The sequence below is a fragment of the Streptomyces canus genome (genome assembly GCF_001514145.1).
Classification (GTDB): Bacteria; Actinomycetota; Actinomycetes; order Streptomycetales; family Streptomycetaceae; genus Streptomyces; species Streptomyces canus.
On record NZ_KQ948661.1, the window covers coordinates 302,494 to 322,195 of the forward strand.

At 71.2% G+C, this 19,702-nt stretch carries 13 protein-coding genes; 10 read left to right on the forward strand and 3 right to left on the reverse strand.

The window, feature by feature from the left end; translation table 11 throughout:
• Nucleotides 1–224: 224 nt before the first annotated feature.
• From AQJ46_RS21145 to AQJ46_RS21160, 4 genes are all read left to right on the forward strand, one after another.
• Complete coding sequence (locus tag AQJ46_RS21145; protein WP_059207087.1) at nt 225–1,214, forward strand: hypothetical protein; 990 nt, start codon at nt 225–227, stop codon at nt 1,212–1,214.
• A 130-nt stretch (nt 1,215–1,344) separates the two neighbouring features.
• Nucleotides 1,345–1,812, forward strand: a complete 468-nt coding sequence (locus tag AQJ46_RS21150; RefSeq protein ID WP_059207088.1) for a hypothetical protein — start codon at nt 1,345–1,347, stop codon at nt 1,810–1,812.
• 240 nt (nt 1,813–2,052) lie between these two features.
• Nucleotides 2,053–3,093 carry a lysylphosphatidylglycerol synthase transmembrane domain-containing protein gene (locus AQJ46_RS21155; RefSeq protein ID WP_059207089.1) on the forward strand — a complete coding sequence of 347 codons (1,041 nt, stop codon included), beginning with the start codon at nt 2,053–2,055 and terminating at the stop codon, nt 3,091–3,093.
• A 49-nt stretch (nt 3,094–3,142) separates the two neighbouring features.
• Nucleotides 3,143–6,214, forward strand: coding sequence for a beta-N-acetylglucosaminidase domain-containing protein (locus AQJ46_RS21160; RefSeq protein WP_059207090.1), 3,072 nt, complete (start codon nt 3,143–3,145; stop codon nt 6,212–6,214).
• Nucleotides 6,215–6,295: 81 nt separating this feature from the next.
• Here the strand turns inward: AQJ46_RS21160 and AQJ46_RS21165 are convergent, their stop codons facing one another.
• Nucleotides 6,296–7,060 carry a sugar isomerase domain-containing protein gene (locus AQJ46_RS21165; protein WP_059207091.1) on the reverse strand — a complete coding sequence of 255 codons (765 nt, stop codon included), beginning with the start codon at nt 7,058–7,060 and terminating at the stop codon, nt 6,296–6,298.
• A gap of 119 nt (nt 7,061–7,179) precedes the next feature.
• Between AQJ46_RS21165 and AQJ46_RS21170 the strand changes: the two genes are divergently transcribed.
• From AQJ46_RS21170 to AQJ46_RS21195, 6 genes are all read left to right on the forward strand, one after another.
• A complete protein-coding gene (locus AQJ46_RS21170) occupies nt 7,180–8,064 on the forward strand; it encodes a MurR/RpiR family transcriptional regulator (RefSeq protein ID WP_059207092.1) in 885 nt (294 codons plus the stop codon).
• Between the two features lie 110 nt (nt 8,065–8,174).
• The gene (locus AQJ46_RS21175; RefSeq protein WP_059207093.1) at nt 8,175–12,389 is read left to right on the forward strand and encodes a glycoside hydrolase family 38 N-terminal domain-containing protein; all 4,215 of its coding nucleotides are present in this window, start codon (nt 8,175–8,177) and stop codon (nt 12,387–12,389) included.
• Nucleotides 12,335–13,048, forward strand: a complete 714-nt coding sequence (locus AQJ46_RS21180; RefSeq protein ID WP_059207094.1) for a hypothetical protein — start codon at nt 12,335–12,337, stop codon at nt 13,046–13,048. The genes AQJ46_RS21175 and AQJ46_RS21180 overlap by 55 nt, the downstream gene beginning before the upstream one ends.
• A gap of 118 nt (nt 13,049–13,166) precedes the next feature.
• Entirely contained in the window at nt 13,167–14,540 is a 1,374-nt protein-coding gene (locus tag AQJ46_RS21185) for an extracellular solute-binding protein (RefSeq protein WP_059207095.1), read from the forward strand.
• Entirely contained in the window at nt 14,540–15,562 is a 1,023-nt protein-coding gene (locus tag AQJ46_RS21190; RefSeq protein WP_059207096.1) for a carbohydrate ABC transporter permease, read from the forward strand. Before AQJ46_RS21185 ends, AQJ46_RS21190 begins: the two co-directional genes overlap by 1 nt.
• Nucleotides 15,559–16,440: a carbohydrate ABC transporter permease gene (locus AQJ46_RS21195; protein WP_059207097.1), complete on the forward strand. Its 882-nt coding sequence runs from the start codon at nt 15,559–15,561 to the stop codon at nt 16,438–16,440. The genes AQJ46_RS21190 and AQJ46_RS21195 overlap by 4 nt, the downstream gene beginning before the upstream one ends.
• Here AQJ46_RS21195 and AQJ46_RS21200 read toward each other — a convergent pair.
• Together AQJ46_RS21200 and AQJ46_RS21205 are read right to left on the reverse strand one after the other, a co-directional pair.
• Nucleotides 16,404–18,632: a glycoside hydrolase family 3 N-terminal domain-containing protein gene (locus tag AQJ46_RS21200; RefSeq protein ID WP_059207098.1), complete on the reverse strand. Its 2,229-nt coding sequence runs from the start codon at nt 18,630–18,632 to the stop codon at nt 16,404–16,406. The genes AQJ46_RS21195 and AQJ46_RS21200 overlap by 37 nt on opposite strands.
• Nucleotides 18,629–19,687 (reverse strand): N-acetylglucosamine kinase, encoded by a 1,059-nt coding sequence (locus AQJ46_RS21205; protein WP_059207099.1) that lies wholly within the window; start codon nt 19,685–19,687, stop codon nt 18,629–18,631. The genes AQJ46_RS21200 and AQJ46_RS21205 overlap by 4 nt, the downstream gene beginning before the upstream one ends.
• Nucleotides 19,688–19,702: the final 15 nt, after the last annotated feature.

Here is a 19,702-nt window from a genome sequence, read left to right on the forward strand (position 1 = left end):
CGGTATTTCCCGCGTGGCGCCGAGCGAGCGAAAGGCGGGACGGCAGCGCGTCGGTCAGTTCCGGACGGGCGGCAGACAGACAGAGAAGACCCCTCGCGCGCCGTCCTCGTATGACCGCCGACACAAGAAAAGAATCCGCGGTCCGAGGGTCATACGGACATGCCTTCCGGGGCGTCAACGGCTCGTAAGAACAACCCAGTTCGACTTCACCCCCGGAGCAGCCGATGAAGCGCGCCGACGTCCCACGCCGGACGGTGGTACCGAGTGGACACAGCCCACGACGCGCGGCCACCACGGTGGGCGTGATCGCCGCGCTGGCCTCGCTCGTGCTGGCCGGTTGCACGGCGGCCACCGACGCGGCCCACCGCGCCTCACCGGCCGCGCAGACCGAGGCCACCACGGCCGGCGAGAAGCTCACCTACGCCCAGGACCTGCGGATCTCCGACGCCGAGCAGCACCTGATCACGGTCTGCATGAGGAAGCGGGGTTTCCGCTACGGGGAGGCAAAGCCGCTGAGCCTGGAGGAGAGCCGGCCGGTCGGCTACGTCCAGGACGACGTCGACTGGGCACGCAGCCACGGCTACGGCAGCCGGATCATGGCGAAGGAGGACCGCGCCCGCCTGCGCAACCCCAACATCGCCTACCGCGAGTCCCTTACCCGCTCGCGCCAGAAGGCTTTTGACATCGCGATGGACGGCGGCCGGGACGCCGTACTGCTGAAGTCACCGACACCGTCCGGCGGCACGATCACCAAGCAGTCCGGCGGCTGTGCCCGCCAGGCCGAGAAGATGCTGTACGGCGATCCGGCGGCATGGTTCCGCTCCGACGTGGCCGTCAGAAACCTGCGCCCCCTGTACGTGGGCAAGCTGCTGGGCGACAAGGAGTTCAAGAGCGCGGTGGCCGCCTGGTCGCGCTGCATGAACAAGGCGGGCCACTCCTTCCCCGACCCCGACGCGGCACGCCGGTCCACACGCGAGCCCAGCGCGCAACAGACCCGGGCCGAGGAGGCCAGGACCTTCGCGAACGAGACCCGGATCGCGGTCGCCGACGCCACCTGCGCCCGATCCGTCTCCCTCCGCTCGATCGGCGAACGGCGCGAGGCCCACTACGTCGGCGAACTGACCAAGAAGTACGGCCACGCCCTCTACGCCCACCTGCGGATGCAGCGGCACGCCCTGACCGTCGCCGAGCGCACTGTCCCGGCCCGCACCTGATCCAGGACGCGCCGGCCCCAGACATCCGTGACACCTGCGTCACGGACAGACCCCGCGACGATGCTCGCGGACGTCACCTCACCATCCCACCCACGCCTCCCAAGAGGCGCAAGCAGAACAGGAATCCGTCATGCGCAAGCTGACCGTCTCCCTCGCCACCCTGGGCCTCGCGGCCCTCGGCATCGCCATCCCGGCCACCGCCCACGCGGGCCCCGGCTGCAACTCCAACTGGAACTCGCACGGCCGCGACGGCAACGTCCGCGCCTGGGACGGCACCGACTGCGGTGGCGAACTCCTCGGCGTCACCCCCGGAAACGACCCCGAGTGGGGCGACGGCGCGGGCCCCTTCCAGGGCTCCGACGTGAACCGCGCCTCGTCCGTCATGAACAGCGGGTTCGTCGGCGGCAAGGACGTCGTGGCCTTCTACTGGCTCTCGAACTACAACGACACCTCGTACGGCTGCCTCCTGCCGGGCGAGAAGTACGTGGACGACCTCAGCCGGAACCACTACACCAACAACGTGAACATGAACAACTCCATCGAGTCGCACGCCTGGGTGACCTCGGGCGCCTGCGCCCCGGGCTCCTTCATCAGCTGAAGCCCCCTGTCGCGGCCGAAGTTCCCTTGACCGCCCCGGCATCCCGAAAGGGAGCCGGGGCGGACCCGTTTCCGCACCGGTGCCCCACCCCGTTTCGCCCACCCGCCCGCGCCCCTTCGACTGCCGGACATTTGAACGTCACACCGAGCGGGAACGTTTCCCTCGTCCCCTCTGCATCGCCTTGCCTCCGTCATGCCCCGTGTCCCGCACGGGGCATGACGCGAAAGGACGACGTGCGCCGTGTCCCTGCTTCCGCTCGAAGGTCCCCCGGGGCCGCTCCCCGCCCCGGCCCCGGCCCCGGCCCCGATCAGTGTTCCGGCTCCCGCTCCCGCCGGTTCCCGCCGCTCCCCGACCCGTCTCACCCGCCGTCTGCTCACCCTGCTCCCCGTCCTCCTCATCGGCATCTGGGCGGCGCTGGACTGGCGTGCCCTGTACGACGGCACCGCGCGGCTGGCCACCGCCGACCCCTGGTGGCTGCTCATCGGGCTCTTCTACACCTGCCTGGGCTGGGTGTCCGCCTCCGTCGTCCGGCAGGGCGCCCTGCCCGAGCGGCTGCCGTCGGGGCTGCTCGTGGCCTCGCAGTTCGCCGCCGGTGCGGCCAACCACGTGCTGCCGGCGAGCCTCGGCGCGCACGCCGTCACCCTGCGCTTCCTCCAGGGGCAGGGCATCCCGTTGGGCCGCGCCACCGCCTCACTCGCCCTGTACGCGCTGGTCAGGCCGATCGCCAAGACGCTCGTCCTGATCGGCTTCCTGGTCGCCCTGCCCGGTCTGCTGCGGCTCGGTGAGCTCGTCCCGGACCGGCGCATGCTGTTCCTGCCCCTGGTGGCCGCGGGACTCGGGCTCGTCGGCACGCTCCTGGTGCTGACCCTCGTCCGCCCGCTGCGCCGCCCGGCGGTCACGTTCGTGCGCACCGCCCTGACCGACGCCCGCCGGCTGCACACCATGCCCAGCCGGGTCCTCGCCCTGTGGGGCGGCGCGGCCGCCGCGCCCCTGCTCCAGGCGAGCGTGATCCACGCGGTCGGCGCCTCGCTCGGAGTGACGCTGTCCTGGGCACAGGTCGCGTTCGCGTACCTCGCCGCGAGCAGCGCGGTCGGTTCCGTGCCCGCGCCCGGCGGCATCGGCCCGGTGGACGCGGCCATGGTCTTCACCCTCGCCGTCTACGGCGTCCCCGTGAGCCTCGGCACGGCGACCCTCATCGGCTACCGCGTCCTGACGGTGTGGCTGCCGCTGCTGCCGGGTGTGCTGTGCATGTCGGCCCTCGTGCACCGGAAGGCACTCTGAACACCCGGGCACCATTGAATGATGCATTCAACACTTCTAGCATCATCAGGTGGATTCATTCATCAATCTCAGATGTGTGGCCGCCGCCCTGCTGCTGGCCCTGGGCCTCGCGGCGCCGGCGGCCCCCGCCTCGGCCGACCCCCGGCAGACGGTGCCGGAGGTATGGCCGACCCCTCAGAAGATCACCGTCGGACCCGGCCGACTCCCCGTTCCCGACCGGGTCGTCGAGGTCGTCGGCCCCGGGACCGATCCCTCGGCCCGAAAGGTCGTCGAGGCGGCCCTCAAAGCCGCCGGAGCCGACCGCATCACGAAGGTCGACGCCGGCGACCGGCCGCCCCCGTCCGACCTGACCGTCTACCTCGGCGGCCCCGGCGAGAACAGCGCCACCGCCCGGACGCTGAAACAGCTCGGCGCCGCCTCCCCGTCCGGTCTCGCCCCCGGCGGTTACGTCCTGACCTCCGGCCGCAGCCACGGCCAGGCCCTTCTCGCCCTCTCCGGCGTCGACACCACCGGCACCTTCTACGCCGCCCAGACCCTGCGCCAACTCCTGGCCGGCATGCGCCAGTTGCCGGTGGTCAAGATCCGCGACTGGCCCACCGCCGCCCTCCGCGGAGTCATCGAGGGCTTCTACGGCACCCCCTGGACGCACGCCGAGCGCCTCGCCCAACTCGACTTCTACGGCCGTACGAAGCAGAACGTCTACGTCTACTCCCCCAAGGACGACGACTACCTGCGGGCCCGCTGGCGGGACGAGTACCCGGCCGCGGCGCTGGACCGGTTGAAGGAACTGGTCGACCGGGCCGACGCCGACCACGTCCGCTTCACCTACGCTCTCTCTCCCGGCCTGTCGGTCTGCTACTCGTCGGACGCCGACATCACGGCGCTCACCGCCAAGTTCGACTCGCTGTACGCCATCGGCGTCCGCTCCTTCGCGATACCGCTGGACGACATCAGCTACACCAAGTGGAACTGCCCCGAGGACGAGCAGGAGTTCGGCACGGGCGGCGGTGCGGCGGGCGCCGCGCAGGCCCATCTGCTGAACACCGCGTGGCAGCGGTTCTCCGCCGACCACACCGGACTCCAGCCCCTGGAGATGGTCCCCACCGAGTACTCCGACCTCGCCGACTCCCCGTACAAGAAGGCCCTCAGGGAGCAGCTCGATCCGTCCGTGGTCGTCGAATGGACCGGCGTCGGCGTCATCGCGCCCACCATCACCACCGAGCAGCTGAAGCAGGCCCGTGAGGTCTACGGCCACCCGATCCTGGTCTGGGACAACTACCCGGTCAACGACTACGTCACCAGCCGTCTCCTCCTCGGCCCCTACACGGGCCGGGAACCCGGCGTGGCGAGCGCCGCCGTCGGCGTGACCGCCAACCCGATGGTCCAGGGCGAGGCGAGCCGGATCGCTCTGTTCACCTCGGCCGCCTATCTCTGGAACCCGACCGCCTACGACCCGGGCAAGGCGTTCGCCGCCTCGGTCCAGGACCTGGCGGGACCTGACGCCGCGAAGTGGCTGCGGATCTTCGCCGAGAACAACTACTCCTCCCAGCTGGACCCGACCGAGTCCCCCACCCTCACCCGGCTGATCGCCGCCTTCCGCAAGGCCTACGAGCAGGACAGCGGACTCGACCGAGCGGCAACCCGGTTGAAGGCCTACTTCGCCGACATGGCCGACACGCCCGCCCAGTTGCGCGCCCGGCTCGACAACCCCGGGTTCCTCGACGAGACCTCCGCCTGGCTCGACAAGCTCGGCCGCTACGGCGACGCGGGCGGGACGGCCGTGGATCTGCTGCTGGCCCACCACCGCGGTGACGCGGACGCGGTCTCCACGTACTGGAAGCAACTCCAGGAAGACCGCAGGGAGTTGGACGCCATCCCGCAGCAGGTCTCGCCAGGCGTGATGGACCAGTTCCTCTACACCACGATGCTGGAGAACGCCCCCGATCCCGGCGTGGACGCCTCCTTCTCGCCCAGCTCCCTGTCGGTCCGGCCCGGAGCCTCCGCCACGGTCACCCTCGACTTCTCCGACGCCCAGGCCAGGACCGTGAGCTGGCAGCTCGCCGTGCCCGACGGCGTCACCGCCTCGCCCTCCGAGGGCACGGCCACGACCCCGGACGCCAAGGTCACCGTCACCCTCACCGGGAAGACCGAGGGCGTCCACTCCGTCGTCGTGTCGGGCACCGGCATCCTGGACCGCGCGCTCCCGGTCCAGGTCACCGACGGCACCGGCACACCGCGCGCGCTGACCGCCGACTTCAGTGGCGCGTCGGTGAGTTCCATCGACCTGTCCTCCGGCACGACCAGGAACATCGCCGTCGGCAACAACCCCGGCGAGGTCGTCGTGAGCGCGGACGGGCACACCGCGTACGCCGCGAACCAGGGCTCCGACACGGTCAGCGTGATCGACGTGGCGAGCGGCACGGTCACCGCCACCGTCGCCGTCGGCAAGGTCCCCGCCGGACTCGCGCTCACCCCGGACGGCGGCACACTCTGGGTCGCCAACTACACCGACGGAACAGTGCAGTCCATCGACACGGGCACCTTGACGACCGGCACGCCGGTCCCGGTCGGCGACGGCCCCGAGAACATGGCGATCACGCCCGACGGCAGAACCCTGTACGTGGCCGACATCCACGACAACACGGTGAGCCCCGTCGACCTCGCCACCGGCAAGGCGGGCGCGGCGATCCCGGTCGGCCCCAGCCCCTTCAACGTGGTGGCGGCCCCCGACGGCAGGACGGTGTACGTCTCCAACTCCGGCGGCTCGACGGTGACCCCGATCGACACGACGACGAACGAGACCGAACCGACCTTCCTGGTCTCCGGCCAGGCGTACGGCCTGGGCCTGTCACCGGACGGCCGGACCCTGTGGGTCAGTCCCAGCAACGGGGACACGATCACCCCGATCGACACGGTGACCGGCGCCCCGGGCAAGCGGGTGACCGTCGGAAAGTCCGCGTTCGACGTGGCCCTGAACTGGAACGGCAGCACGGCTTACGTCACGACGGCGGACGACAACTCCCTGGTACCGGTGGACACCGCCACGAACACCGCCGGGTCACCGCTGACGACCGGCGCGTATCCGCTGGCCGTCGCCTTGACTCCGGTACCTGTCGAGTAAGGGCGAGCTGAAAAGGGGCGCGGGGAACTGCGCGACCAGCCCGCACGGGCCGCAAGTTCCCCGCGACACCCCAGGCACCCCCTAGCTCGCGGTACGCCGAACCCGCCCCGAATACCGCTTCTCCAGCTCGAGGTTGCCCTCAAAGCCTCCAGGCACGTTGGCCGACACGTAAACCGGCGGACGCTGACCCGCGGCAAGCAACAGCCCCGAAGCCTCCGCGACAGCCATCTGCACCAGCATCACACCGGTCAGAGTGGACAGCGCCCCCACCGCCCCACCCCCCGGCAGCGACAGCAACGCGTCCCCGACCGGCGCCGCGTTGTCCAGCACCACATCCGCCAGGTCCACGAGCTTCTTCCCGCTCGCGTGCCCGGCCGGCACGGCCGCCGTGTGGGTGAGGGAGGTGATCGCGAGGATCTTGTGCCCCTGTTGCCGGGCATGCAGCGCCATCTCCACGATGACGCTGTTGACGCCGGAGTTGGAGATGATGACGAACAGGTCCCGGGGGTGCGGCGCGGCCAGGTCGTAGAGGCGGACGGCCACCCCCGGCTGCCGCTCCAGCAGCGGGTCGTCGAGGACGCTCGGGTCGTCTCCGCCGTAGAGGACGAGGTCGGAGATCTGCAGCCGGTTCGTGGGCACGAGACCGCCCGCGCGGCCCGCGACCTCCAGGACCATCGCCTGGGAGTGACCGGTGCCGAAGGCGTGGATCACACCGTCGGCGCGGATGCAGTCGGCGATCAGCTCGGCGGCGCGGTGCACGTCCTCGCGGGCGGACTCGGTGACGTGACGGAGGACGTCCAGGCTCTGTTCGGCGAAGCCCTGGGCGCTGACTGACTCGACGGACACGCGACACTCCCCACTGATGGATTGAACCACCATACAATCATCCATCGGTGAATCAATAAACCACAACGCGGTCCTGGTATTCAATCAGTGGTTCTAAGGGTGGCTGATACCTTCTTTCCATGCCTCCGACCGACGTCACCACCCTGATCCGCACCGAGCTGCCCCGGCTGGCCGGTTCCCTGCGGAAGGTCGGCGAGCTGATCCTGGAGGATCCGGCCGCCGTCACCCACTGCTCGGCCGCCGAGCTGGGCCGCCGCACCGGGACCTCGCAGGCCACGGTGACCCGGTTCTGCCGCGCCATCGGACTCGACTCCTACCAGCATCTGCTGATCGAACTGGCCCAGGAGCGCGGCCGCGGCGAGGTCTCCGACTGGGGTTCGGCCGAGATCGGCCCCGACATCTCTCCGGACGACAGCCTGGAGCGGGTCGTCCAGGTGGTGGGCAGCGCTGATCTGCGCGCGATCCAGCAGACCATCGAGCGCATCGACCTCGACGCCCTGGAGCGCGCTGCCCAGGCGCTGGCCAAGGCCCGCCGCATCGACGTGTACGGCGTCGGCGGCAGCGGCGCGGTCGCCCAGGAGACCGAGACCCGGCTGTTCCGCATCGGCTGCCAGGTCCGCGGCTGGACCGAGGTGCACGGCGCGGCCACCTCGGCGGCCCTGCTCACCCCCGCCGACGTGGCCATCGGCATCTCCCACTCCGGTGCCACCCGCGAGACCCTCGAGCCCTTCGAGATGGCCAAGGAGCGGGGCGCGACCACCATCGCCATCACCACCGACCCGCGCTCCCCCCTGGCCAAGGCCGCCGACGTCCGGCTCATCTCCTCGACCTCGGAGACCAGCTTCCGCACCGGCAGCATCGGCGGCCGGCACTCCGTCCTGATGATCGTCGACTGCCTCTACGTCCGCGTCGGCCAGGTGGCCTACCAGCGGGCCAGCGCCTCCCTCGCGCTCACCGACCACATCACCCCGCAGCACGCCGTGAAGGCTCGCCGTACGCGTTGACCGTGGCCGATCTTGCATGGATGAACCACCGAGATAACTCAAAGATGGTTGTTTGAATCATCCTCTCAGTGCCAGGATGGGGCTCCCCCGAGTCATCTCGTAGGAGCCCCATGCGTGTCACCGCTGTTGAGTCGACCGAGTTGTTCGTCGGTACACCCGAGCAGCCGCTCCAGGTGGTGGCCGCCGGCATCGAGCACCTCCCGGGCCGCTCGGTCCACGTCACCGTCGAGGGACGCGGCGTCGGAGAGACGGTCGTCACCGTCGGCGAAAACGGCACCGTGCGGGCCGAGATACCCGTGACCGGCGGCGGCGGGCCGATCACGGTCACCGCAACCGACGGCGACGAGAGTGCGCACGGCACCGGGGAGTTCACGGTCGCCGAGCCCGGCTGGACCATGTTCATGGTCAGCCACTTCCACTACGACCCCGTCTGGTGGAACACCCAGGGCGCCTACACCGAGACCTGGGACGTCGCCGACGATCCGGCCACCACCGGCCTCCCGGCCCGCACCTTCGACTCACGCGGCCAGTCCGGGATGAGCCTGGTCCGCGCCCACAGCGACCTGGCCCGGCGCGACCCGGCGTACACCTTCGTGCTGGCCGAGGTCGACTACCTCAAGCCGTACTGGGACTCCTTCCCGGAGGAGCGCGGCTTCCTGCGCGAGCTGATCCGCACCGGCCGCGTCGAGATCATGGGCGGCACCTACAACGAGCCGAACACCAATCTCACCGGCGCCGAGGCGACCGTACGCAACGCGCTGTACGGCGACGGATACCAGCGCGCGATCCTCGGGGCGTCCCCGGAGACGGCCTGGCAGCTGGACGCGTTCGGGCACGACCCGCAGTTCCCGGGGCTGATGGCCGACGCCGGGGTGACGTCCAGCTCCTGGGCGCGCGGCCCCTTCCACCAGTGGGGTCCCACCCTGTCCGTCTTCGGCGAGGAGCCGCGGGACCCGACGCGGATGCAGTTCCCGGCGGAGTTCGACTGGATCGCACCCTCGGGGCGCGGGATCCTCACCGCGTACATGGTCAACCACTACGGCGCAGGCTGGCGGATCGACAACGCGCCGACACTGCCCGAGGCGGAGGCGGAGGCCTTCAAGCTGTTCCAGGGGCTCAAGAAGGTCGCGCTCACGCGCAATGTGCTGCTCCCGGTGGGCGGGGACTACGCGCCGCCGTGCCGCTGGGTGATGGACATCCACCGGGACTGGAACGCCCGTTACGTCTGGCCCCGGTTCGTCAGTGCCGTCCCCCGGGACTTCTTCGCCGCCGTGCGCGCGGAGCTGGACGCCGAGGGCCGCCGTGCCTCGCCGCAGACCCGGGACATGAACCCGGTCTACACCGGCAAGGACGTCTCCTACATCGACACCAAGCAGGCCCAGCGCTACGGCGAGACGCTCCTGGCCGACGCGGAGGCCTGGGCGACCCTCGCCTCCCTCGTCACCGGGCACGCCTATCCGGACGCGGCCCTCGACAAGGCCTGGCGGCAGCTGGTCTACGGCGCCCACCACGACGCCATCACCGGCTCGGAGTCGGACCAGGTGTACATCGATCTCCTCACCGGCTGGCGGGAGTTGGCCGACCTCGCCGAGACCGTGCACGCCGATGCCACCAAGGCGCTGGCCGACCGGGTCGAGCCGGGCACCGGCCCGGACCTCGTGGTCTTCAACCCGGCGACCTGGGAACGCCAGGACGTGCTGACCGTCGACGACCCGGGTCTGGTGCCCGTCGGCGACGACTTCCAGCCGCTGCCGGCCGTGCGAGAGCAGGACGGCACCCTGCGGGTCGTCGTGCCGCAGGTGCCCGGCATGGGCCTCAAGACCCTGCCGCTGGCGGCCGGTTCCCTCCCCGGGTGGACCTCCGGCGAGGGGACGACCATCCGCAACGAGTTCTACGAGGTGACGGTCGACGCGGCGCGCGGCGGTGCCGTGAGCAGTCTGCGGGCGGTGGCCGAGGGTGGCAGGGAGCTCCTGCCCGCCGGGGAGATCGGCAACGAGCTCGTCGTCCAGGAGGAGTTCCCGAGGCACCCGCGCTTCGGCGAGGGCCCCTGGCACCTCACCCCGACCGGCACGACCGCCGCGCGCGGCCGTGACGTGACCGCCGACATCGAGGTGGATCACTCCCCGGCCGGATCCCGGATCACCGTCCGCGCCGACCTCGGCCTCTTCACGTACACCCAGCGGCTGACCCTCTGGGCGGGCGTCGACCGTCTCGACGTCTCCACGACGATCGACGGCTACGACGGCGCCGACCGGCTGATCCGGGTCCGCTGGCCCTCCGACGTGCGGGGCGGGCTGCCCGTGCACGAGGTCGCCGACGCGGTGATCGGGCGCGGCTTCGGCTTCGTGGAGGTGGACAGCGAGCAGTTCCCGTGGACGCTGGACAACCCGGCCAACACCTGGTTCGCCCTGGGGTCCACGGCCCGGGTCCTCCTGCACGACGACTCCGGTGCGCCGCTCGGCAGACGGGCCATCGGTGTCGCGGAGCTGGTGTACGCCGACTGGGACGAGGCCGGTGAGCTGGGCACCCCGCTCGCGGCGGCCCTCGTCCGCGCGGGCGTCACCGCCACCTCGACCATCGCGGGCGGTCCCCGCTACGGAGACCTGGAGGTGGACTCCAACCTCCCCGACATCCGGATCGCCGTCGGCGGCCCGGAGCGCAACTCCCTGGTCGACGAGGCGCTCGCCATGGACCCGGCCGCCCACCGCGAGCTGCGCCGCCAGGTCGCCGAGCGGGGCGTGGCGGCCGTGTGGGTCGCCCCCCGCGCCTCGCTGCGCGAGGAGTGGGTGCCGGGCGCCGACCTGCGCGACCTGGAACGCCTGCCGCTGCTCGTGATCGCGGGCGCGGACCCTTCGGGTGACGCCAAGGCGGTCGACGCGCTGATCGCCGACCTGGAGGACTTCACCGTCACGGCCACGGCGCCGGGCGGTGGCGAGGCCCTGCCGCCGGGCGACGCCTGGGACGGGCGCGGCTTCGCCGTCCTGAACCGCGGCACGCCGGGCTGTGTGGTCACCCCTTCCGGAGACCTCTACATGTCGCTGATGCGCTCCTGCACCGGCTGGCCGTCCGGCATCTGGGTCGACCCGCCCCGCCGCACGACCCCCGACGGGTCGGGCTTCCAGCTCCAGCGCTGGTCGCACACCTTCGAGTACGCGGTCGTGGCGGGCGAGGGCGACTGGCGGGACCTTCAACTCCCGGCCCGCGGCCATGAGTTCAACCATCCGCTCACCGCCCGGGTGCGCGGTGAGGGCACGTCCCCGCTCCTGCCCAGGAAGACCTCCCTGCTGGCGGTCGAGCCCGCCCGCGAGGTGCTCCTCGACGCCCTCAAGCCGCTGGGCTCCCCGCTGGCCCGGGGCGGCACGACGCCGGCGGACCCGGGGCGCGGGGTCGTCGTCCGTGTGCACGAGGTGAACGGACGGCCGGTGCGGGCCCGGGTGCGCGGGCCGGTCGCCTGGACGGAGGGCGCCCGGGCGGACGTACTGGAAAGGCCCGGGGATTCGCTGATCCCGGACGGCGAGGGGGCTCTGGAGGCGGAGCTGACCGGCTTCGAGGTGGCCACCGTCCTCGCCACACCCCCTCAGGCTCCCGAGCCGAAGGCCGACCCCGGTGTCGCCGCCCACGAGCCCGCCCAGCCCGTCCACACCCGCTACTGGCTGCACAACTCCGGGCCCGCCCCACGCGGCAACATGCCCGTCTCCGTCTACCTCTCCCCCACCGCCCTGACCGCCTCCGGCCCCGTCACGGCGACGGTCCGGATCGGTTCGGAGCTCACCGACACCTCGACGAAGGGCACGGTGGTCTTCGAGGTGCCGCCCGGCTGGTCCGCGGAGCCCGCCGAACTGCCGTACGTGCTCGGCCCCGGCGGCTTCTCGCTGGCCGAGGTGACGGTGACACCGCCACCGGACGCCGGGCCCGGCCGCCACTGGCTCACGGCCCGGCTGTCGTACGGCGGTCAGCACTATGAGGACGTCGTCGGCCTCGACGTGCCCGGCGGTCCGCCCGCCGGCCAGGGGCTGGCGTGCGGGCTGAACGCCGACCGGGTCACCGTGCGCAGGGGTGAGCGGGCTCAGGTTCCGGTGAGCCTGCACAACACCACACGGGGCCCGGTCGGCGGCCAGCTGTGGGCGGTGTCGTCGTGGGGCACATGGCGAGGCGTGGGCCCCGGACTGCGGGGCTTCACGGTGCCGGGCGGGGAACAGGTGGAGTACGCGATCGAGGTGGACGGCTCGTCGATCCCACCGGGCTCGTACTGGCTGATGGCGAAGGCGGCATGGAACGGCCACGTGGCCTACACCAAGGCGATCGCCCTGGAGGTGACCCCGTGACACCGGAACACGCCGCACTGATAGATGGTGAGCCGCTACCGACAGAACGGGTGAACGCCTTCCTTGCAGCGCCCCACAGGGGCGCCGGGAACGGCGCGACCAGCCACAACGGCCCCGCACCCGCCCGACGACAGACAGAGGCACCCTCTGCCGCGAGACAACGCCGCCGCTGGGCCACCCAAGTAGTCGTCACCGACGAACTCGCCCGAAGGGCCTGCGCCGACCGGGGCCTGAAAGTGCCGGAAGAGGTGTCACCCGCCTCCGTCCTGGCCGTCGCCGAGACAGACGTCGCAGACCTCGGCAGCATCGTCGCCGCAGCCCTCGCCCACTCCCCCGCCGCCCGCACCCTCCTCGCCGCCCTGGAGTCCGAACAGACGGTCCCGGAAACCGCCGTACGGGACTACTACGCCCGCAACCACGACCGCTTCCTCACCCCTGAGGCGTTGAGGCGAGGCGTCACCCCCTTCGACGGCGTGGCCCCGGAGGACCTCCTGCCGTACGACGAGGTCCGCGAAGGCATCTCACGTGAGCTCCGCAAGGCAGCAGGCCGCAAGGCCTTCTTCGGCTGGCTGGACCAGGCTCGTGCAGGTGTGACCTATACCCACGGGCACGAACACCCCGGCGATCCCTCGCACCCGGACCACGAGCACCGGCACTGATCTCGCACGGAACCTAAACGCAACACGGGAAACCATTGACCTCCGATGAATTCTGGTCCACCTTTTCATCAATCGGAGTCGGAGTTGGTTCATTGAACCAGCCGTGGAGGGGCATCACATGCGCGCAAAGAGACTGACCCGCACCCTGACCTGTTTCGCCGTTCTGTCGCTGACAGCGGCCGGCTGCGGCCTGTCCGGCGGCGGATCCGACAGCGGTGACGCCACCGCCGGCGGCTGCAAGGTCGACAAGGGCAACGTCGGGTCGGGGAAGCTCACCGGCGAGGTCAAGGGTGACATCACCTTCCAGACCACCAACCTGAAGAAGGACTTCGGGGACTTCTTCAACGGAGTGATCAAGGACTTCGAGACGGCCCACCCCGGCACCAAGGTCAAGTGGATCGACGACCCGGGCGACGCGACGTTCGGCCAGCGCACGGTCGCCGACGCCCAGGCCTGCACCCTGCCGGACGTCCTCAACGTCGACTCCCCCACCGCGACCTCCCTCACCAAGGCCGGCTATCTGCTGAACGTGGGCGTCAAGGACCCCGACGCCGCGAAGCCCTTCGTCCCGGCCTTCTGGAAGTCCAGCCTCATGAAGGACCCCTCCGGCGCGTCGGTCCACACGGTCCTGCCCTGGTACACCGGCGGCATCCTCCTGACGTACAACACCGATCTGCTGAAGCAGGCCGGTATCGACCCGGCCAAGCCGCCGACGACCGTGTTCGGGCTGTTCGCCGACTACGAGAAGGTCGCCAAGGCGGCCAAGGGCAAGTTCTACGCGACGATGGCCAACCCGGTGTGGCGGATCCCGGCCGACTGGGACCAGATGAACATCAAGACGCTGTCCGCGGACGGCAAGTCCGCCGTCTTCGCCGACGACCCGCGCACGGTCCAGTGGGTCGAGTGGATGACCAGGCTGTACAAGGAGGGCGCGATGCCGAAGGACTCGCTGTCCTCCAGCAACGACCCGTCCACGCTCTACAGCCAGGGCAAGGTCGCCTACGGCTCGACCAACCCGAGCTTCGTGCGCTTCGTGCAGCAGAACAGCCCCTCGGTCTACGACAAGACCGCGGTCGGCCAGCAGCCCTTCGACGCGCTCGGCCACACCACCGGCGCCCCGCAGTACATCGCGACCGCGGCGACCAGCAAGAACGCCCCCACGGCGCTGGCGTTCTCCGAGTTCCTCACCAACGCCGAGAACCAGACGGCCTGGTGCAAGGACCCGAAGGTGGTGATCTTCCCGACGACCTCGGCCTCGCTGGACGACCCGTTCTTCCAGAAGGTCACCGGTGACGACCCGTTCGCGCAGGCCCGCAAGCTGGTCGCCGAGCAGCTGAAGACGGCCACCGCCTACCAGACCAACATCTCCTCGGCCATGCAGAACGCCATCGTCGCCCAGGTGCAGCTGGCCATGCAGGGCAAGAAGAGCGCGGCGGACGCGGTGAAGGACGCCCAGGCGAAGGCCAACGAGATGCTGAAGCAGAGCAGCTGATGGCGGCGACGCACACCACGAACCCGGTGTCCGTGCCCGGTGCGGAGGCGAAGGTCTCCGCGCCGGGCCCGGCCCCGTCCCGCGCCCGCCGACTCGCCAGGGCCGTCCTGCCCGGACCCGCCCCCGGCGCCAACGGCGCAGCGATGTACCGCCGTTGGTGGCTGCCCTGGCTGTGGACCGCGCCCGCGATCGCCTGCGCCGTGATCTTCGGGGTGTTCCCGTTCCTCAACACCATGCTGCTGTCGTTCACCAACGCCAAGCCGCTGGGCGGCGCGTACAGGTTCGTCGGGCTCGACAACTACACGCGGATGCTGGACGACTCGGACTTCTGGCTGGCGACCCGCAACAGCATCCTGTACGCGCTGATCGTCGTACCGCTGATGGTGCTGCTGCCGCTGCTGCTCGCCGTGCTGGTGGAGAAGAACCTGCCGGGCATCGGCTTCTTCCGGTCCGCCTTCTACACACCGGTGCTGGCCTCCAGCGTGGTCGTCGGTCTGAGCTGGCAGTGGCTGCTGGCAGACGACGGACTGGTCAACACCTGGCTGCAGAAGGCCCACTTGATCAGGTCGGCGATCCCCTTCCTGTCGGACTCCTGGCTGATCCTGCTGTCCGCGATGGGCCTGACCCTGTGGAAGGGGCTCGGCTGGTACATGGTGTTCTACCTGGCCGCCCTCGGGAACGTCCCCAAGGAGCTCCACGAGGCCGCCGCCATGGACGGCGCCGGAGCGGCCCGCCGCTTCTGGCACATCACCGTGCCCGGCGTACGGCAGGCCATGATGCTCGTCGGCACCCTCACCGGCATCGGATCGCTCAGGGTCTTCACCGAGATCTACATGCTCGGCAGCGCCACCGGCGGCCCCGGCGGCGCCGACCGCACCCTGCCCTTCTACATCCGGGACGTCGGCCTGGACCCGATCACCGGCAACGCGGGGTACGGCTCGGCCGTCAGCGTGGCCCTGTTCCTGCTGACGCTGGGACTGACCCTGCTGGCGCAGCGCCTGACGAAGGAGGACGAGGCATGACGACCGCTGTCGCACCCAAGCGCCGCCGCCTGATGCCGCGTTGGCGGGACTACGGCCGCCCCCGCGAGCTCGTCGTCCGCTATCTGCTGCTCCTCCTGGTCCTCGGCCTCACCGTCGGCCCGCTGCTCTGGCAGCTCCTCGCCTCGCTGAAGAGCACCGGCGAGGACGTCTTCGGCGCCAACGCCGGCCTGCTGCCCCACCACCCGACCCTGCGGGCCTACCGGACCGTCTTCGACCAGGTGCCGGTGGGCACGTACATCAGGAACAGCCTGATCGTGGTCGCCCTGTCGGTCACCAGCCAGCTGGTCTTCTCCACCACCGCCGGCTACATGCTCTCCAAGCCCGGCTGGAAGGGCCGCAAGGCGGTCTGGGTGGTCCTGATCGCCTCGATGATGTTCCCCTTCGAGTCGATCATGGTGTCGCTGTTCCTGAGCATCCGGGACATGGGCCTGGTCGACAACCTGGCCGGCGTGTGGCTGCCCGGCTTCGTCGGCGCCATCAACGTCCTCCTCATGCGCGGCGCGTTCCTCGCGGTCCCGCGCGAGATCGAGGACTCGGCCATGCTCGACGGCGCGAACGAGTGGCAGCGCTTCCGGCACCTGTATCTGCCGTCCGCGTGGGGCGCGATCCTGGTGGTCGTCATCAACACCTTCATCAGCGCCTGGGACGACTTCCTGTGGCCGCTGATCGTGCTGCGCTCCGAGAGCAACATGACGCTGACGCTGGGACTTTCACGCCTGCAGAGCTCGTCGTTCGGCTACGACCAGCGGATGGTCATGGCCGGCTCGGTGATCTCCGTGATCCCGGTGCTGGTGCTGTTCGTGATCACCCAGCGGTGGTTCTACAAGGGTGTCTCGTCAGGGGCCGTCAAGCTGTGACCCTGAGCGCCGAGCGCCTCCCCGGCTGACGCGGCGACCCTGATCTCGACCGTCCTGGACGGGGCGAGCTGCTCGGGGTCCAGCGTCAGCGAGACCGTGCGGCGCTCACCCGGAGCCAGGCCGACACCCTCGAACGCGCACAGTTCGAGGGTGCGCGGCCAGGTGGGGGTGAGCAGGCGGCGCAGATAGACCTGGACGACCGAACGCCCGTACCGCTGACCGGTGTTGGTGACATCGACCTCGACCGTGAGGCCCGTGAGCCGTGGGGTGCCGTACGCGAAACTCGTGTACGACAGCCCGTGCCCGAAGGAGTACCGCGGCTCCGCGCTCTCGTCCACGTATCCGCCGTACTCGGTGTCCTTGTGGTTGTAACAGACGGGGAGTTGGGCCGCCGAGCGCGGGACGGAGACCGGCAGTCGGCCCGCCGGCTCCGTGAGCCCGAGCAGTACCCCGGCGATCGCCTCGCCGCCCCACGGGCCCGGATACCAGGCGGTGAGCAGCGCGGCGGGGGTGTCGGGAACGAGGTGCGGGCGGCCCTGTATCAGGACGACCGCCGTAGGTGTGCCGGTCGCGACGACGGCATCCAGGAGCGCGTACTGGGCCGTGCCGAGCCGCAGTCCGGCCAGGTCGACGCCCTCGCCGCAGGTCATCTCGGACACGGCCTTGCGCGCGGCCCCGTTGGCGTCGAACACGGTCTCGGGGGTACGGGCGCTGCTGCCGCCCAGCACCAGGACGGCCAGGTCGGATGCGGCCGCCTGGGCGATGGCCTCGGGGATCCCGGAGAGTCCGTCGCCGGTGAGGGCGCAGCCGGGGGCGTGGCGGATCTCCAGGCCGGGCGGGGCGAGGCGGCGCAGGGCGTCGAGAACGCTGCTGCCGGTGCCGGGGCGCTGCGGGGCGGTGTAGTCGCCCAACTGGTGTGCGGCGGTGGCCGCTTGAGGTCCGAGAACGGCGATCCGTGAGACGTTCGGGCCGATGGGCAGCACGCCGTCGTTGTGCAGGAGCGTGACGGCCGCCCGGGCGGTCTCCCTGCTGATCGCCGCACCGTCGGCCGGCGGGCGGGCCGTCGCGTCCTGCCGTTCGAAGAGGCCCAGCCGGAACTTGAGCCGGAGCACGCGGGCGACGGCGGTGTCGAGGGTCTCCTCGCTCACCAGACCACGCTCGACCGCCTCCTCCAGATGCGTGAAGCCCTCGTCCCAAAGGCTCAGATCCACACCGGAGTCGAGGGCGAGAGCACCCGCGGAGACCTTGTCCCCCGTGATCCGCGCCAGCCGGTCGACGGCCAGACCGTCCGCCATGACGAGCCCGTCGAAGCCCCAGTCCTCACGCAACAGCCCGGTGAGCAGGGCGCGGTTGCCGGAGCAGGGCATCCCGTCGACCTCGTTGTACGCGGCCATGACGGCGGCGGCGCCCGCGCGGACACCGGCCCGGGCGGCGGGAAGGTGGATCTCGTGGAGTTCGCGCAGGCCGAGTTCCGACTCGGCGGAGTTGCGGCCGCCGACGGTGGCACCCTGGCCGGCGAAGTGCTTGAGGACGACAGGAGCCTTGTCTGCGGCGAAGACGTCGTCGTCCGGGACACCCTGCATGCCCCGGACCAGCGCCTCCGTCAGCCGGGCGGCCAGGTACGGGTCCTCGCCGAAGCACTCCTCCGTACGGCCCCACCGCGGGTCGCGGACGATGTCCAGCGCCGAGACGAGGGCCACGTGGCCGCCGCGGGCGCGGAGTTCGGCGGCGGCGTGCGCGGCGGCGCGCTCGTGGAGGCCGGGGTCCCAGGTGGCGCCGATCGCCAGGTTGACCGGGAGGACCGTGCCGTCGAGGGCCATGAGGCCGTGCGGGACCTCCTCGACGAAGAGTGCGGGGATGCCGAGCCGGCTCCGGCCCACGACATGCCGCTGGACCAGTTCGGCGAGGGCGGCGCCGTCCTGCGCGCCGGGTCCGCTCCCGTGATCCACGCCGGACCAGGCGTCGGCGCGCTGGAGGCCGTACAGGGCACCGAGTCCCTCGAAACGGTCGGTCTCGGCGTACAGGGCCTCGGTGAGTTCGAAGCCGCCGTCGGAGGTGCGGCGGTAGGCGTCCCAGCCGTACATGCGCTGGTTGACCTGGCCGACCTTCTCGCGCAGGGTCATCCGGGACAGCAGATCGCGAACGCGGGCGTCGATGGGTGCGGTGGGGTCGCGGTAGAGGACATCGCTCATGACGGGTGCGCCAGCCGTGCGAGGGCGACCGCGCCGGGACAGCCGTCGGCCACCCAGTCGAGGCTCAGGCCGTGGGTGCGGAGCCGTTCGGCCAGCGGGGCCGTGAGCGGCCCCTGGGGACCGAGCAGGCCGCCCGTGGCGACGATCCGTTCGCCGGGGCGCGGTTCCAGCGCCCGTACGGTCTCCAGCAGGTGGTCCGCCGCCTCGCTCAGGATCGCCCCGGCCACGGCGTCCTGCTCGGCGGCCGCGTCGGCGACCAGCGGGGCGAAACGGGCCAGCCGGATCGGCGGATCGGCCATGACGGCGGGCAGCAGATGGCGGCGGAAGTCCTCACGCCGGGCGCGTGACCAGCCGGGGACGCCGGTGGGGTGGGCTGCGGTACCGCTCGGCAGGGCGGTGCCGCCCTGGTCGTACGAAGGGATTGAGCCCTTCGGGAGGACGTCGACCGGCAGACCGAGGGTGCGGCCGACCCAGCCGGCGAGGACGGTCGGACGGCCGCGGCCGTCGGCCATGCGCAGGGCCGCGCGGACCGCGCTGCGGCCGATCCAGAAGCCGCTGCCCTCGTCGCCCAGGAGCCAGCCGTCGCCGTCCACCGTGGTCGTGGCGTGACGGCCGGTGATGCGCATGGCGACCGCGCCCGTGCCCGCGACCAGGGCGAGCCCGTCGGAGGGGGTGCCGGGGGCGGCGGCGAAGGCGGCCTCGATGTCGCTGCAGACGCCGACCCGGCGGGCCGGGATGCCGAGGCGGCCCAGTGCCTCGGTGAGGGCCGTGCGGGCCCTGGAGGTGCCGGGGTCCTCCGCGGAGGCCGCCGTGGCGCCCGCGAAACCGCCGGTCACGGCCACGACCCGGGCGCGCGCACCCTCGGGCACCACTCGGGCCAGCGTCTCGGCGAGGTGGTCGGTGAGCTGCGGGACCGGCACGGTCATGGCGTTGCCCGGGCCGCCGGTGCTCTCGCCCAGCACGCGACCGTCGTCGGCGTCGGCGAGGACCGCGCGGGTGCGGGTGCCCCCGGCGTCGAGGCCGACGACCAAATCTTGGTTCAAATCATTACCCATCGACGACTATGGTGA